The organism is Methanofollis fontis (assembly GCF_004297185.1).
GTDB classification, from domain to species: domain Archaea; phylum Halobacteriota; class Methanomicrobia; order Methanomicrobiales; family Methanofollaceae; genus Methanofollis; species Methanofollis fontis.
The window spans coordinates 128,139-142,110 of record NZ_PGCL01000003.1; the positions used below are offsets into that span (position 1 = coordinate 128,139).

13 protein-coding genes are annotated in these 13,972 nt (G+C 59.5%); 8 read left to right on the forward strand and 5 right to left on the reverse strand.

Features of this window, described 5'->3' with window-relative positions; all coding sequences use genetic code 11:
• Positions 1–269 precede the first annotated feature (269 nt).
• From CUJ86_RS07570 to purH, 3 genes are all read right to left on the reverse strand, one after another.
• On the reverse strand, positions 270–956 hold the full coding sequence (locus CUJ86_RS07570) for a DUF4013 domain-containing protein (protein WP_130646973.1): 687 nt from the start codon (positions 954–956) through the stop codon (positions 270–272).
• Positions 957–1,103: 147 nt separating this feature from the next.
• Positions 1,104–1,694: a DUF4013 domain-containing protein gene (locus tag CUJ86_RS07575; protein WP_235855613.1), complete on the reverse strand. Its 591-nt coding sequence runs from the start codon at positions 1,692–1,694 to the stop codon at positions 1,104–1,106.
• 175 nt (positions 1,695–1,869) lie between these two features.
• The gene (purH, locus tag CUJ86_RS07580; protein WP_130646975.1) at positions 1,870–3,354 is read right to left on the reverse strand and encodes a bifunctional phosphoribosylaminoimidazolecarboxamide formyltransferase/IMP cyclohydrolase; all 1,485 of its coding nucleotides are present in this window, start codon (positions 3,352–3,354) and stop codon (positions 1,870–1,872) included.
• An 84-nt stretch (positions 3,355–3,438) separates the two neighbouring features.
• Between purH and CUJ86_RS07585 the strand changes: the two genes are divergently transcribed.
• The 4 genes from CUJ86_RS07585 (at position 3,439) to dnaJ (ending at position 8,454) form a co-directional block, all read left to right on the forward strand.
• Positions 3,439–4,797, forward strand: a complete 1,359-nt coding sequence (locus CUJ86_RS07585; protein ID WP_130646976.1) for a phosphoadenosine phosphosulfate reductase domain-containing protein — start codon at positions 3,439–3,441, stop codon at positions 4,795–4,797.
• A gap of 128 nt (positions 4,798–4,925) precedes the next feature.
• Positions 4,926–5,474 carry a nucleotide exchange factor GrpE gene (locus CUJ86_RS07590; protein WP_130646977.1) on the forward strand — a complete coding sequence of 183 codons (549 nt, stop codon included), beginning with the start codon at positions 4,926–4,928 and terminating at the stop codon, positions 5,472–5,474.
• A 4-nt stretch (positions 5,475–5,478) separates the two neighbouring features.
• Entirely contained in the window at positions 5,479–7,320 is a 1,842-nt protein-coding gene (dnaK, locus tag CUJ86_RS07595) for a molecular chaperone DnaK (protein ID WP_130646978.1), read from the forward strand.
• Positions 7,321–7,326: 6 nt separating this feature from the next.
• Positions 7,327–8,454 carry a molecular chaperone DnaJ gene (dnaJ, locus tag CUJ86_RS07600; protein WP_130646979.1) on the forward strand — a complete coding sequence of 376 codons (1,128 nt, stop codon included), beginning with the start codon at positions 7,327–7,329 and terminating at the stop codon, positions 8,452–8,454.
• On the opposite strand, the gene CUJ86_RS07605 is transcribed toward dnaJ, so the two are convergent.
• On the reverse strand, positions 8,414–9,046 hold the full coding sequence (locus tag CUJ86_RS07605; protein ID WP_235855614.1) for a DUF5591 domain-containing protein: 633 nt from the start codon (positions 9,044–9,046) through the stop codon (positions 8,414–8,416). The genes dnaJ and CUJ86_RS07605 overlap by 41 nt on opposite strands.
• A 90-nt stretch (positions 9,047–9,136) precedes the next feature.
• Between CUJ86_RS07605 and CUJ86_RS07610 the strand changes: the two genes are divergently transcribed.
• Positions 9,137–10,111 carry a methyltransferase domain-containing protein gene (locus CUJ86_RS07610; protein WP_130646980.1) on the forward strand — a complete coding sequence of 325 codons (975 nt, stop codon included), beginning with the start codon at positions 9,137–9,139 and terminating at the stop codon, positions 10,109–10,111.
• A 40-nt stretch (positions 10,112–10,151) separates the two neighbouring features.
• Entirely contained in the window at positions 10,152–11,423 is a 1,272-nt protein-coding gene (locus CUJ86_RS07615; RefSeq protein WP_235855615.1) for a hypothetical protein, read from the forward strand.
• Positions 11,424–11,482: 59 nt separating this feature from the next.
• Here the strand turns inward: CUJ86_RS07615 and CUJ86_RS07620 are convergent, their stop codons facing one another.
• Complete coding sequence (locus CUJ86_RS07620) at positions 11,483–11,701, reverse strand: hypothetical protein (RefSeq protein WP_130646981.1); 219 nt, start codon at positions 11,699–11,701, stop codon at positions 11,483–11,485.
• Positions 11,702–11,809: 108 nt separating this feature from the next.
• On the opposite strand from CUJ86_RS07620, the gene CUJ86_RS07625 reads away from it, so the two are divergent.
• On the forward strand, positions 11,810–12,199 hold the full coding sequence (locus tag CUJ86_RS07625; RefSeq protein ID WP_130646982.1) for an EVE domain-containing protein: 390 nt from the start codon (positions 11,810–11,812) through the stop codon (positions 12,197–12,199).
• Positions 12,200–12,278: 79 nt separating this feature from the next.
• Positions 12,279–13,967 carry an AMP-binding protein gene (locus tag CUJ86_RS07630; protein ID WP_130646983.1) on the forward strand — a complete coding sequence of 563 codons (1,689 nt, stop codon included), beginning with the start codon at positions 12,279–12,281 and terminating at the stop codon, positions 13,965–13,967.
• Positions 13,968–13,972: the final 5 nt, after the last annotated feature.

The window sequence follows — 13,972 nt, forward strand, 5'->3', positions numbered from 1 at the left end:
AAAAAGATTTGTGATGGGAAGGGGTTTTCCTCTGATCGTACTCACCACGAAGAGGGGGCGGCAGAACACCGCCCGCATCTCCTCTCCCGGTCCATGCATCAATCCTGTCCTTCGGGGGGGTGCTCCCCTCCCGGCGGAGGCGAACCGCAGGCGAGAGGGGAGTTCAGGAAGGGTGAAAACGCTCTTTGGACAGATATTTCCGGCAATAACAGCAGCCCGGATCAATTAATCACAATGCCGGAACCCTATAAAAAAGGGGAATGACCGAATCACGCCTCAGCACTGTCATAGATCAGCGTGAAGTAGCGCGCCTCGAAGACCCCGAGGAAGGGCCCGATCAGCACCGCAACGATCAGGATGAGCAGCATCGAGAGGATCCAGCCGACGACCGGGATCAGGGCCAGGGCGACCGAGATGATGGTCACGACGATCAGGAAGAGCATGATCGCAACGAAGAGCACGATCCACATGATGATGAGGGCAAGGATGTAGTTTACCCATCCGATCCTGCCGATATGGGCCATGATGGCACTGATATTGAAGGCCTCGCCGAAACTGTCGGTCCTCGCAAACCGGATCAGCGCCATCATGGCGACGAGCGAGAACAGGAAGAACAGGATAAACCCGATGATCATGCCGAGGTCCATCGCTGCCGATCCGGCACCGCTGCCCGCATCGATCAATGCCCCGGCGCCGCCCAGAAACATGAAGATGATCATGGGAATCAGGAAGTAGATGATGCCGACGATGAACAGCTTGATACCATTGACGAACATCTCCACCCAGTTCTCAAGCGGGGGAAGCGTTGATTCGCCCTTATAGATCTTCCACTGAAATCCTCCCCAGAGCGGGAAGATGATCATGCTGATGAACAGCAGCAGCCATTTACCCCACTGGCCGAAGAGGCCGTTTCTGGTGTACTCATACGAGTCACCGAGCATTTTTCCAAATTCCATTGAATTCACCACACAACGAACAGGTGAGGATACACAACGGCAGAATTTAAGCGCATCGGTTTCATCCGGGTAAATGCAGGTAAATTAACCATGCAATAGAAAAATTACAAAGAATTTGCAGCGTTCAGACACAAAAAGAAAAAAAGATCAGGCAGGCGCCGGAGCGCTGTCATAGATCATGGTCACGTAGCGGGCGGCCAGGATGGAGAATGCCGGCGTGATGATGATGCTCAGGAGCCAGCCGATGAACGGGATGATGCCGAACACAAGGCTGACCACGAAGAGGACCACATAGAGCACGATCACGGCAATGATGTAGTCCACCCAGCCAATCGAACCGATATGCGCCATGATCGCCGAGATGTTGAAGGCCTCGCCGAACGCACCGGTGCGTGCAAGCCGGATACCGCCGAAGATGGCGATCAGCCCGATGATGATTGACAGCACAATGATGATGAGCAGACCGATCAGCGCCGTGCCGAATGCCGCTCCAATCACCGCATCAGAGCCGCCGCCGCTCATCGCAACGGCGAACGCCCCGCCGAAGAAGATGAGCGCCACGATGATCAGGGGGATCGCATAGATCAGTTCCGCGATAAAGAGCTTCAGGCCGTCGATGAAGAGTTTGCCCCAGTTCTCAAGTTCTGGCGCCGGATCCTTGCCGCGATAGATCTCCATCATATATCCCATGATCAGGGGGAAGATGATCGAGCAGATGATCAGGAGGACCCATTTCATCCATTTACCCCATATGGCCTCCTTTGTGTACTCAAAGGAGCTGCCAAGCATTGAACCGTAATCCACAGTAAACCACCTCCAGGGTGTATATTCCGATGTAAACGTGCCCTGATATATATCTGCCGGAAAAAAGAGAACAGAACGGGGAAAATTCCCCGAAAAACCCTGATATTCTTTAGTGCCTGAAATAGCGCACGCCGGTGAAGACCATTGCGATATTCAGGCGGTTTGCGGCCTCGATGACCTCTGCATCCCTGATCGAACCACCGGGCTGGACGAGGGCCGTGGCACCGGCCGCCGCCGCCACCTCCATGGTGTCAGGGAAGGGCAGGAAGGCGTCTGAGGCCACGACGGTGCCCGTGACCGGGGAGCGGGCCTTCTCGACCGCAATCCTGGCCGAATCGACGCGGTTCATCTGGCCCGCCCCGATGCCGACCACCGCACGCCCGGTCGCATAGATGATCGCATTGCTCTTGGTGTGCTTGCAGACCTTCATCGCAAACCGCATCGCCCTGACCTCCTCCTCGGTGGGTTCGCGTTCTGAGACCACCTGCCAGTCCTCCTCAGGCACGGGTGTGCGCTGGACGAGCACGCCGCCGTCGATGCTCCTGACCTCGTCGGCCTCGGTTCGCTCCGGGAGGACGAGCACCCGCATATTCGGTTTGCTCCGCATGGTCTCGATCGCATCGGGCGAAAAAGACGGGGCCACGATCACCTCGACGAAGGTGCCGCAGATCTCCCCGGCAAACGCCGCATCCACCTCACGGTTCACGGCCACGATCGAGCCATAGGCCGAGACCGGATCGACCTCGCGTGCGGCGATATAGGCCTCCAGCACATCCTCGCCGAGGGCCACGCCGCAGGGGTTGTTGTGCTTGACGATCACCGATGCGGGCTCCTCGAACTCGCGCAGCAGGGAGACGGCGGCGTCCACATCCAGGTAGTTGTTGTAGGACATCTCCTTGCCCTGCAGGGGCACCTGCCCGGCAATCCCGGTCTCGCCATAGACGGCGGCCCGCTGGTGGGGGTTCTCGCCGTAGCGGAGTGAACGCCCGTTCCTGAACTGGAACGAGTAGGTCTCCGGGAACTCGCCCTCCAGAGAATAGAGGTAGTTGGCGATCGCCGCATCGTAGGCGGCCGTGCGGGCAAAGACCTTCCGTGCAAGGGCAAGCCGCTGCTCATAGGTGAACCCACCGTGTGCCGCCGCTTCGGCCACCTTCGGGTAGTCGGCCGGATCGACGACGACGGCGACATACTTGAAGTTCTTTGCCGACGCCCGGATCATCGCCGGACCGCCGATATCGATGAACTCGATCAGGCGGTCGAGGTCCAGGTCCTCGCCGGCCATCTGCTCGAAGGGATAGAGGTTGACGACGACGATCTCGATCGGGTTGATCGAGAGGTCCTTCATCACCGCACCGTCGATCTCCGGGCGCCCGAGGAGACCGCCGTGGATGCGCGGGTGCAGGGTCTTCACCCGACCGTCCATGATCTCCGGCGAACCCGTATACTCTGAAACCTCTACAAAATCGATCCCTGCCTCTTTCAGGGTTTTTCCTGTCCCCCCGGAGCTGATGATGCGATAGCCGTTCTCAACAAGCGTCTGCGCAAGGTCAGCAATACCCGTCTTGTCCCAGACCGAGAGAAGTGCCCATTTCATGATCACGGTATGGCATGCAGACATCTTATATCTTTCAAGGGGACGATCACACCCCTTATCCGCCTCCACGCCGCACCTGATTATATGCGGGAACCCGCGGTCAAAAAGACCCTCTACTGGTGCAGCCGCTGCAACCTTCCCCTGGTCGGAAGGACCTGCCGGTGCGGCGCCACCGGTGCGCAAATCACACTCCAGAAACCCTATGACGTTCGTCCGGCCCTCGCCCACGACATGGAGGTGCTGCGCTCCCTCCTCATGGAGCGCTACGGCACCGACCGCCTGCCGCAGATCGTCCTCTTCAACAAGATCGGCGGTGTCGACCGCACGGAGAATATCATTGCCAACGGGGTTCTGTTTGGCCGCCTCGCCTACAACCCGCCAACCGCCTCCTATTCCCTTGACCTGACCCTCGATGCACTGACCACCCTCCTCCCCTCTATCACGCGAGGGATCGTGGAGATCGACGCCCCCGACGACCGGCGCCGGATCGGCGGCAAAAAACTGGCGGTCAGCACCGACCTCTCCGACGGTCCGGTGGTCGTCAGGATGGGCGACCTCCACGGCACCGGGACACTCCGGGACGGGGCGGTCAGGGTCAGGCAGGTCGGGGCGGTCACGCCGCGGACCCTCCCCGACCCCCCGTGGGGGGAGGCGATCCGGGTGAATGTGCCTGCCCTGAAGAACATGGAGAGGACCGCCGTCCGTTTCATCAGGCAGCACATGCACGACCGCCCGCGCGCCAACATCTCCTTTTCAGGCGGAAAGGACAGCACCGTCGTCTGGGAGCTGGCACGCCGCGCCGGCATCAAGGAGGCCTATTTCGTGAACACCGGCATGGAGTTTCCCGAAACCGTGGAATTTGTGAAGGAGTGCGGGATCGAGACACACCTCCGCGCCGGTGACTTCTGGCACGACGTAAAAAAATACGGGCTGCCGAGAAAGGACGACCGCTGGTGCTGCGAACGGCTGAAGCTCACGCCGGTCAAGGAATGGTGCGAGCGAGAGGGTGCCTGTGTCACGGTGCAGGGCAACCGCTGGTATGAGTCCTTTGTCAGGTCGACCCTCCCTCCGGTCGTCGAAAACCCGTTCAATCCCCTCCAGCTGAATATCTCTCCGATCCGGAACTGGCGGGCACTGGAGGTCTTCCTCTACATCTGGTGGCGAAAGGTGCCCTGCAACCCCCTCTATGAGATGGGGTTCGAACGGGTGGGGTGCTGGAACTGCCCGGCCATGCTCGGGAGCGAGGAGGCGCGTACCCGGGAGATCCACCCCGACCTCGCCGCCCGCTGGGAGCATTATCTGGGGGAATGGGCCAGAAAAGAACGGGTGAGCGACCGGTTTATCGAACTCGGCCTCTGGCGCTGGAAGGAGCTCCCGCCGAAGATGCGGGAACTGGCGGCACAGGAAGGGATCAGCATCCCGAAAAAACGGCGGAGTGGCTGAATAACACCATATTTTGACCTGATCTCTAATTGAGTGCCATATTGTGCCCCTTCCGCCTGCGCCATGCGCAACATATATATAGAACTACATTGCAATTGATATTGTAACACATATTTGCGAGGATATGCATGACGGCGGAAGAAGAAAAGGTGGTGCCGGGACATGAACCGGCCTCAGATCAACCCGGTCCGGATCAGGACGTGCCCCAGGACACCGTCGACAATCTCAAAAAAGAGAACGAGGACCTGAAAATGGCCAATGCAGACCTGAACGAACGGTATCTCCGCCTTGCAGCCGATTTTGAAAATTTCAGAAAACGCACCGACCGGCAGATCGCAGAGATCAGGGAATTTGCCCTCCAGGCGTTCGCTGCCGATCTGCTGGAGGTCGCCGACAACTTCGAGCGGGCCCTGCAGGCAGATGATGCCTCGCTCCGGGAAGGACTCGAGAGCATCCAGAAACAGTTCATCGGGATCCTGGAACGAAACGGCATAACCCCACTGGACTGCCTCGACTGCGAGTTCAACCCTGAGGAGCACGAGGCGATGGTCTGTGTGCCGTCCGACAAACCCGAAGGTACAGTTGTTGAAGAATTCATCCGCGGCTACTGCATGCACGACAGGGTCATCAGGCATGCAAAAGTTGCCGTTTCAAAAAACAAGGAACAGGAGGAATAACACCATGGCATCACAGAAGGTACTTGGTATTGATCTCGGGACGACGAACTCATGCATGGCCATCATCGAGGGCGGAAAATCCACCGTCATCGCCAATGCAGAGGGAGGGCGGACCACCCCCTCGATCGTCGCCTTCAGCAAGGACGGGGAGCGTCTGGTCGGCAACGTCGCAAAGCGGCAGGCGATCACCAACCCGAAACGGACGATCATCTCGATCAAGCGGAAGATGGGCACGAGCGAGACCGTCGACATCGACGACAAAAAATACAGCCCACAGGAGATCTCGGCGATGATCCTCCAGAAGATGAAGCTCGACGCCGAGGCATACCTGGGCGAGAAGATCGAGAAGGCCGTCATCACCGTTCCGGCCTACTTCAACGACGCCCAGCGCCAGGCCACCAAGGACGCCGGCAAGATTGCCGGGCTTGAGGTAATGCGGATCATCAACGAACCCACCGCCTCGGCCCTGGCCTACGGCATCGACAAAGAGGAGGCGGCCACCGTTCTCGTCTACGACCTTGGCGGCGGCACCTTCGACGTATCCATCCTCGAACTCGGCGACGGCGTCTTCGAGGTCAAGTCCACCGCCGGCAACAACCATCTCGGCGGCGACGACTTCGACCAGCGCGTCATGGACTGGATCGTGGCGGAGTTCAAGGCAAAGGAGGGCATCGACCTCGCAAAGGACCCGATGGCAATGCAGCGTATCCGCGACGCCGCTGAAAACGCCAAAAAGGAACTCTCGACCACCCAGAAGACGAACATCAACCTCCCCTACATCACCACCGACGCCTCGGGCCCGAAGTTCCTGGACATGGACCTCTCGCGGGCAAAGTTCGAGCAGCTCGTCGGCGACCTGGTCGAGAAGACCGTCGAACCGGTGAAACAGGCGCTCTCAGACGCCAACATGACCGCAAAAGACATCAACCATGTCCTCCTGGTCGGCGGTTCGACCCGCGTCCCCCTGGTCGTCGAGACGGTGAAGAAGATCCTGGGCAAGGACCCGGACAAGGGGATCAACCCGGACGAGTGCGTGGCCCTCGGCGCCGCCATCCAGGGCGGTGTGCTCACCGGCGAGACCAAGGACGTCCTCCTGCTCGACGTCACGCCCCTCTCCCTGGGCATCGAGACCCTGGGCGGCATCGACACCAAGCTGATCGAGCGCAACACCACCATCCCCACCAAGAAGAGCCAGATCTTCTCGACGGCCGCAGACGGTCAGACGAGCGTCGAGATCCATGTGATGCAGGGCGAACGCGCCCTGGCAAAGGACAACTTCACCCTCGGGCGCTTCCAGCTCACCGGCATCCCGCCGGCGCCCCGCGGCATCCCGCAGATCGAGGTCACCTTCGATATCGACGCCAACGGCATCGTCCATGTCTCGGCCAAGGACCTCGGGACCGGCAACGAGCAGACGATCACGATCAAGGGCGGCAAGGGCCTCTCCGAGGACGAGATCAGCCGCATGGTCAACGACTCCCAGCAGTTCGAGGAGGAGGACAAGAAGAAGCGCGAGGAGATCGAGATCCGCAACACCGCCGATAATGCGGTCTACACCGCCGAAAAGACCCTGAAGGAGAGCGGCGACAAGATCGACGACGCCGACCGCACGAAGATCGAGGAGGCCGCAAACGCCCTCCGCACGGCCCTTGAGGGCGAGGACATCGAGGAGATCAAGAAGAAGATGGAGGACCTCACCGAGGCCGTCTTCGCCGTCACCTCAAAGCTCTATGAAGAGGCCCAGAAGGCCCAGGCCGAAGCGGGCGCCTCAGCAGGCGGCCAGAAACAGGATGACGATGTTGTCGATGCAGACTTCAATGTCAAGGACGACAAGAAGAGTGAGTGATTCGGGATGAGTGCGGGAAGCTACTATGATGTCCTCGGTGTCTCCAGGGACGCCGGCGAAGGGGAGATCAAGAAGGCGTACCGCAACCTTGCACGCAAGTACCACCCAGATGTCTGCAAGGAAGAGGGCGCAGAGGACCGGTTCAAGGAGATCAACGAGGCCTATTCGGTCCTCTCCGATCCCCAGAAACGGGCCCAGTACGACAATATCGGGCATGACGCCTTCACCAACGCCTCAAAGGGGTCGTATTCGGGCGGCAGCGGATTCGGAGGTTTCCAGTCCGATTTCTCGGGTTTCGGAGACATCTTCGACACCTTCTTCGGCGGCGGGGGACCGCGCGGCCCGCGGCCGGGCGCCGACCTCCTCCTCCGCCTCTCGGTCTCGCTGAAGGATGCGGTCTTCGGGACCGATCGGGAGGTGGAGGTCTTCCACACCGAGTCGTGCCCGGACTGCGACGGCACCGGCAGCACCAATAAGAAGGTGCACACCTGCCCGAAGTGCGGCGGAAGCGGTCAGATCAGGCAGGTGAGCCAGTCGCTCTTCGGGCAGTTCGTCAGGATGTCGCCCTGTCCGGAGTGCGGCGGCCGCGGCAAGACCCCTGAACAGCCCTGCCGCACCTGCAACGGGAGCGGGCATGCACGGGTGAAGCGGAAGGTGAGCATCCATGTTCCGGCAGGCGCCTATACGGGCCTGCGCCTCCGCATGGAGGGCTATGGCGAGGCCGGCGACTATGGCGCCCCGGTCGGAGACCTCTATGTGGAGATCCTGGTCGAGGAGAACCCGAGATTCAGCCGGAGCGGGGACAGCCTCGAGACCGCGGTGGAGATCACCCCCGCCCAGGCGGCGGTGGGGTCGACGGCCGAGATCAGGACGATCGACGACCGCACGGTGGAGCTGAAGATCCCGGCCGGCATCCAGCACAACACCGCCCTCCGCATCCCGGGCGAGGGTGTGAGACGGCGCGGGAAGCCCGGCGACCTGCTGGTCAGGGTCAGGATCGTCGTTCCAAAGAGCCTTTCAGACGAGGAGAAGGAACTCTACGAGCGTCTCCTCGAGATCGAGAAAAAGAAAGGGCCCGGGAAGAAAGGCTTTTTCAAGGACTTTGTGGACAAGGTGATGGGGCAGGAGGAGTGAACCCCTCCCCCTCCATCAGGTCACGCTGCAGGGCGAGTGCCGCCGCAAGGTCTGCCAGATAGACCTGAGTGTTCAGGCTTCCGTCCGGGAACCTCGACGTGGGGTCCCGGCATGCATCGATCGTCCGCTCATCGGGGACCAGCGTCACCGGGATGCCAGTCCGCTCAGACGCCGCCGCCATCGCCTGCCTGAACTCGCCAAGGCAGTAGGCGACACGATACCGATACACGTCCCGTGTTTTCTCCAGATACGCCGCCACCCGCGCCGTCTCGATGCGCAGAAACGAACGGTGGACCGCCGGGTCCGGGCACCGCCCGAGCATATAGCGGTAGGTGGCATAGGGATACATCCGCTCCAGTTCTCGAGGGACGACGCCGCAGGTGCCAAAGACCACGCGGTGGACGCTCGAGGGCGGGAGGACGGCATCGATCACGCCGTCGAACCGCCGATGACTTGGACTGTCCGAGTAGGGTTTGTGGACCGAACAGGGCAGAAAAAGGGCAATTCTGCGGTTCGGCACCCGGTAATGGTCGATGACGAACCGATACGCCTCCTCAAACTCTGGCCTGAAAAAAGGAGGGACCGTATCCATCTGTCGCCCCTCAGAAAGAGAAGATATCGTTGTTTTTCCCGGAACTCTCACGTCACTATATATCTGATCGTCACCTATTAATGGGTAGCCATGAAACTGCTCTTTGAGGTTTCCGGGGAGCATCCAGACCTCCCGTTCGCAGAGATCGAATGTGTCGGCCGGATCATCGACCGGCGCGAACGGGTCGGTGTGGCAGAATGCCCGGACCCTGCGGCAACAACCCGTCTCGCACTCACCCATACCGTCATGGAATATCTCGGCGAGTGCGAACCGACCGCTGCAGGGATCTCGGCGCTCCTCAGAAACCTCTCGATCACCACAGACCGCCCCTTCGCGGCGCGGGTGAAGGTGATCCCCGGACCGTTGGCGCGTCCGTCGCAGCTCGACCTCGAACGGTTGATTGGCGGACTCATCTCCGGTCCGGTCAACCTCAGGTCGCCCGAGATCGTCTACCGGGCGATCCTCTCAGAGGACCGATGTTACCTTGGACGTGTGATGTATGCCGACCTTCGCGGCCCATATGAAAACAGAAGGCCAATAACACGCCCGTATTTCCATCCCGGCGTAATGATGCCGCGGATGGCCAGGGCGATGCTGAACCTCTCGGGCGTCATGCCCGGGGAGGTGCTCTGCGATCCCTTCTGCGGCACCGGCGGAATGCTGGAAGAAGCAGGATGGATCGGCGTCCGGGCGATCGGAAGCGATTTCGACCGGGAAATGATCCGGGGCTCCCGCCTCAACGTTCCCGCTGCCGACCTGATGCTTGCCGATGCCACCGCCCTGCCGCTCAGGGACAGGAGCGTGGAGGCGGTGGTGACCGATCTCCCGTACGGCCAGTCGGTCTGCATCCGGGCAGACACGCTCACCCGCCTCTATGAAGGGGCCATGGTGGAAATGGACCGAATATTAAAGGAAGGACGGCGTGCCGTCGTGATCACCCACCTCGATATCAGGGAGATTGCACGGCACCACTTCACCATCCTCCAGTTTCATGAACAGCGGGTTCATAAAAGCCTCACCAGGCGGATCCTTGTGCTGGAGAAGAAAAAACCCGTCACAGGATGATTGGACCGGCCAATCATCATATAAGAAACAGGACAGAAAAATGGCGTTGAACAACGGCGTGGAGATGATAGAGTGGATGCGCACGAATTTAGTCACCGTGAAGCCCACGCGCAACCTATCCCTCAAGGCGACCCGTCATCTCCGCAAATCCGAGAAGAAATACCTTTTTTCCGAAGATATTTCATTGATGCGCACCGCCGAGGGGCGGTGGTACGAGGGTCTCATCTATGAGATGCTCCTCGAAGTGGTCAAAGAATGCGATCTCATTAAGGGGATCATCAGAAAAGGAGCGGACGCCCCCTATGTGAGGCAGAAGATCACGCAGAACCAGAACGGGATGTTCTATTCAAATTACGGGGACATCAAGGTGCGGGGGAACGGTCAGGACCTGGCCGAAGTGGACCTGATGTTTGTGGACCGGCAGAACACCGTGGGTTTTGGCGAGATCGTCACTTCACCCTCAGATCTCAAGGAGTTCGAGGCGGAGATCATCTTCAAGAAGCGCCTGATCGGTTACCTCTTCGGCCAGCCGATCGTCCCCTTCGTGCTCATATCGTCGGTGGACATCTCGCGCAACTCGGTCGTCCAGCGCCTGATGAAGGAGCCCGATTCGGTGCTGATCATCACCGCCTCCTGCGAGCAGATAAAAAGGGCGCTCAATCCGCGTGAGATCAGATATCGCCCCAGAAAACCGATCGCTCACCCGAAACTCCTCCATCTCGAGGACGTCCACACCAAACGCCCCTTTGATTATCGGGCCCTCCACGACGAGCGCAAACAACGGATGCTCGACCTGATGGGAAACGGTGTTCCGTCGGATGCCCTGACCGATCCCGATGAGGTCCCGCCGATTGTCAAGAAGGTGGTCTTCGGTGCCCTCTACCCGCCGTCGATCCGCCTTCTCTGCAGCAGGACCGAGATCACCATCAAGGGAGAGAGCCTCACCTATGAGAGCATCATGAAAGATTTTTCAAAGGTGATCGTGGCCGTAAACCTGCCAGAACTCAAACCGATCCTCTATTTCAGGTCACGCAAGAAGAAGGAGTACTTCAAGATGGTGCCCTCAAAGAGCGGCGGTTTCAAGTATGAAAGCCGCCGGACCCCCCATATGGCCGGTTTTTTCCTCTGGCTCGAGAGCACGAAACCGTCGCTCGGGGCACAGATGACCCGTACACTGCTGAAATATTTTATTGCAGGCAACGGCACGACCGAGAATAAGACGAAACAGAAGAGTAGAAGGAGTCCCAGAAGGGGCAGGAACAAAACATCGAGCCCGAAAACCTCACCCGAAATGCCCTCTGGCGGCCAATAATGATATGGGGGGATCCCCCGTCGCCGTCGAAGGGGAAAGGTCTCAAAATCCCTGTTCACCTATACGACCGGCGTCTCGCCGAAGAGTTTCAGGGATTTCGGTGCAAATTTTTTGATCTCGTCGTAGAAATATCGCACATAGGCCGGATCAGAGTCGTCGATCGCCGCCTGCAACGTCCGCCTCAACCACTCCGGAAATGCCCCGCCCTCCTCCAGGGCGTTCATGATCACAACAACGGCCTCATCGACATCCTGATTGCTTGTCCAACGGTATGGCATGATTGATCTCCCTCCCGCACGGGCACTCTCGGGGAGATCGCATATATAGATTTGGGTCCTCCCGCCGCACCTCGAAAGACTTTAATAGAGCATCACCAATCACCATCCATGACCTGCTGGATTGCGGTGATTGGTGCTGAAAAATGGGGCACCTTCAGGGAAAAACAGATGCTGGCCTTTGCCGAGCGTCACAGGGATACCGTCAGCAAGACCGAGATCGGTGATACCGTGTTCTTCCTGGATGAGGATCCGGAGCGTTCCCTTCTCGGGGCAGCAGAGGTCGCATCCGATCCCTATATGAACCGCATCCCCCTCTTCGAAAACGAAAACGAGGTCTATCCATTACGAATAAAGATCCGGCCAATCACCGCCATGGACGTCCGGACGCCGCTCCCAATCGAGATCCGTAGCCGCATGCCCGACAGTGGCGTGCCGATCCATGCGATCATCGAAGACGAGATCGAGCAGATCTTTCTCGACCGTCTCGGGGCGCCCTAGACCGGGCGGCAGATCCAGCACCTCCTCCAGCGGACACCTTAAATTCGCTGACAGACCATACCTATACGGATCGATCCCCATGGCAGAGCACAACATGGAGAACTATGAAGAGACCTGTGCGTCCTTTTCTATCGACGTCCCCGAACACTATAACTTCGGGTTCGACGTCATCGACGCATGGGCAAAAAAAGACCGCAACCGCCTCGCCATGATCTGGGCAGACCAGAATGGCAACGAGAAGAAGTTCACCTTCAGGGACCTGATGAACCTCTCCAACCAGGCGGCAAATATTCTCCTGAAATACGGCATCGGCAAGGGAGACCGTGTACTCCTTCTCCTCCCCAGGATCCCGGAATGGTGGATCTTTGTGATCGCCCTCATCAAACTCGGCGCCGTATACTGTCCCTGCCCCACCCTCCTCACCCCCAAGGACCTCAAATACCGGATCAAGGTGGGACGGTTCAAGATGGTCATCACCGACCTGGAGAACTCCTGGAAGGTCGATGAGATCTGTCAGGAATGTCCGTCACTGCAGGTGCGGTTCCTGGCGGACGGCGAACTCGAGGGATGGGCAAACTTCCCGTACGAACTGATGTATCCTGCACCGGTCTCCCATCGCACCGTCTCGATGCCGGTGGCAAAGAAGACCAGGTCCACCGATCCGATGCTCATCTACTTCACCTCGGGCACGACCGGCGAACCGAAGATGGTGCTTCACAACAACGCCCACCCGCTCGGGCACATCATCACGGCGAAATACTGGCACGATCTCAACGAGCACGACCTCCACCTCACCCTCTCCGACACCGGGTGGGCGAAGTGCGGCTGGGGCAAGATCTTCGGGCAGTGGATCTGCGGCGCCGCCATCTTCGTCTATGACATCAGGGGCAAGTTCTCGGCCACCGAGGTCCTCCCCCTCCTGGAGAAATACGAGGTGACCACCTTCTGCGCCCCGCCGACCATCTACCGGATGCTCATTCTGGCCGACCTGAAGAAATACGACCTCCGAGAACTGCGCCACTGCACCAGCGCCGGCGAACCCCTCAACCCCGAGGTGATCCGCATCTGGCAGGAAGGCACCGGCCTCACCATCAGGGAAGGCTACGGCCAGACCGAGACGGTCTGCGCCATCGCCTCGTTCCCCTGCATGGAACCGAAATACGGGTCGATGGGCAAACCCTCGCCGGGCTGGCATGTGGAGATCCTCAACGACGAGGGGAAGGCCTGCGAGGCCTTTGAGGAGGGGAGGATCGCTGTCTTCCTCGATCCGCGTCCCGTCGGTCTCGTCGTCGAATACCTCGACAACAAGGAGGCAAACGCCGAGTCGTTCCATGACGGCTGGTACTTCACCGGCGACCGCGCCTACCGCGACGATGACGGGTATTACTGGTTTGTCGGGCGGGACGACGACGTGATCAAGAGTTCGGGCTACCGGATCGGACCCTTTGAGGTGGAATCGGCCCTGATGGAGCACCCGGCCGTACAGGAGTGCGCCGTCGTCGGATCACCCGACCTGATCCGCGGGCTGATCGTCAAGGCCTTCGTGGTCCTCAACGCCGGTTTCGAACCCTCCGAACTCCTCGTCAAGGACCTCCAGAAACACGTGAAGCGGACCACCGCCCCCTACAAATACCCTCGAACCATCGAATTCGTTGACGACCTCCCCAAGACGATGTCGGGAAAAATTAAACGCAAAGAACTGAAGATGATGGAGATGCAGCGGTTCGAGAGCGAAAACGGACCCGAGACCGGGCATCGGCCCACCTGAATCTC

Coding starts and splice junctions, on each gene's coding strand:
- CUJ86_RS07570 (WP_130646973.1), bottom strand. CDS start 956: ATGGAATTTGGAAAAATGCTCGGTGACTCGTATGAGTACACCAGAAAC.
- CUJ86_RS07575 (WP_235855613.1), bottom strand. CDS start 1,694: ATGAAATGGGTCCTCCTGATCATCTGCTCGATCATCTTCCCCCTGATC.
- purH (WP_130646975.1), bottom strand. CDS start 3,354: ATGAAATGGGCACTTCTCTCGGTCTGGGACAAGACGGGTATTGCTGAC.
- CUJ86_RS07585 (WP_130646976.1), top strand. CDS start 3,439: ATGCGGGAACCCGCGGTCAAAAAGACCCTCTACTGGTGCAGCCGCTGC.
- CUJ86_RS07590 (WP_130646977.1), top strand. CDS start 4,926: ATGACGGCGGAAGAAGAAAAGGTGGTGCCGGGACATGAACCGGCCTCA.
- dnaK (WP_130646978.1), top strand. CDS start 5,479: ATGGCATCACAGAAGGTACTTGGTATTGATCTCGGGACGACGAACTCA.
- dnaJ (WP_130646979.1), top strand. CDS start 7,327: ATGAGTGCGGGAAGCTACTATGATGTCCTCGGTGTCTCCAGGGACGCC.
- CUJ86_RS07605 (WP_235855614.1), bottom strand. CDS start 9,046: ATGGATACGGTCCCTCCTTTTTTCAGGCCAGAGTTTGAGGAGGCGTAT.
- CUJ86_RS07610 (WP_130646980.1), top strand. CDS start 9,137: ATGAAACTGCTCTTTGAGGTTTCCGGGGAGCATCCAGACCTCCCGTTC.
- CUJ86_RS07615 (WP_235855615.1), top strand. CDS start 10,152: ATGGCGTTGAACAACGGCGTGGAGATGATAGAGTGGATGCGCACGAAT.
- CUJ86_RS07620 (WP_130646981.1), bottom strand. CDS start 11,701: ATGCCATACCGTTGGACAAGCAATCAGGATGTCGATGAGGCCGTTGTT.
- CUJ86_RS07625 (WP_130646982.1), top strand. CDS start 11,810: ATGACCTGCTGGATTGCGGTGATTGGTGCTGAAAAATGGGGCACCTTC.
- CUJ86_RS07630 (WP_130646983.1), top strand. CDS start 12,279: ATGGCAGAGCACAACATGGAGAACTATGAAGAGACCTGTGCGTCCTTT.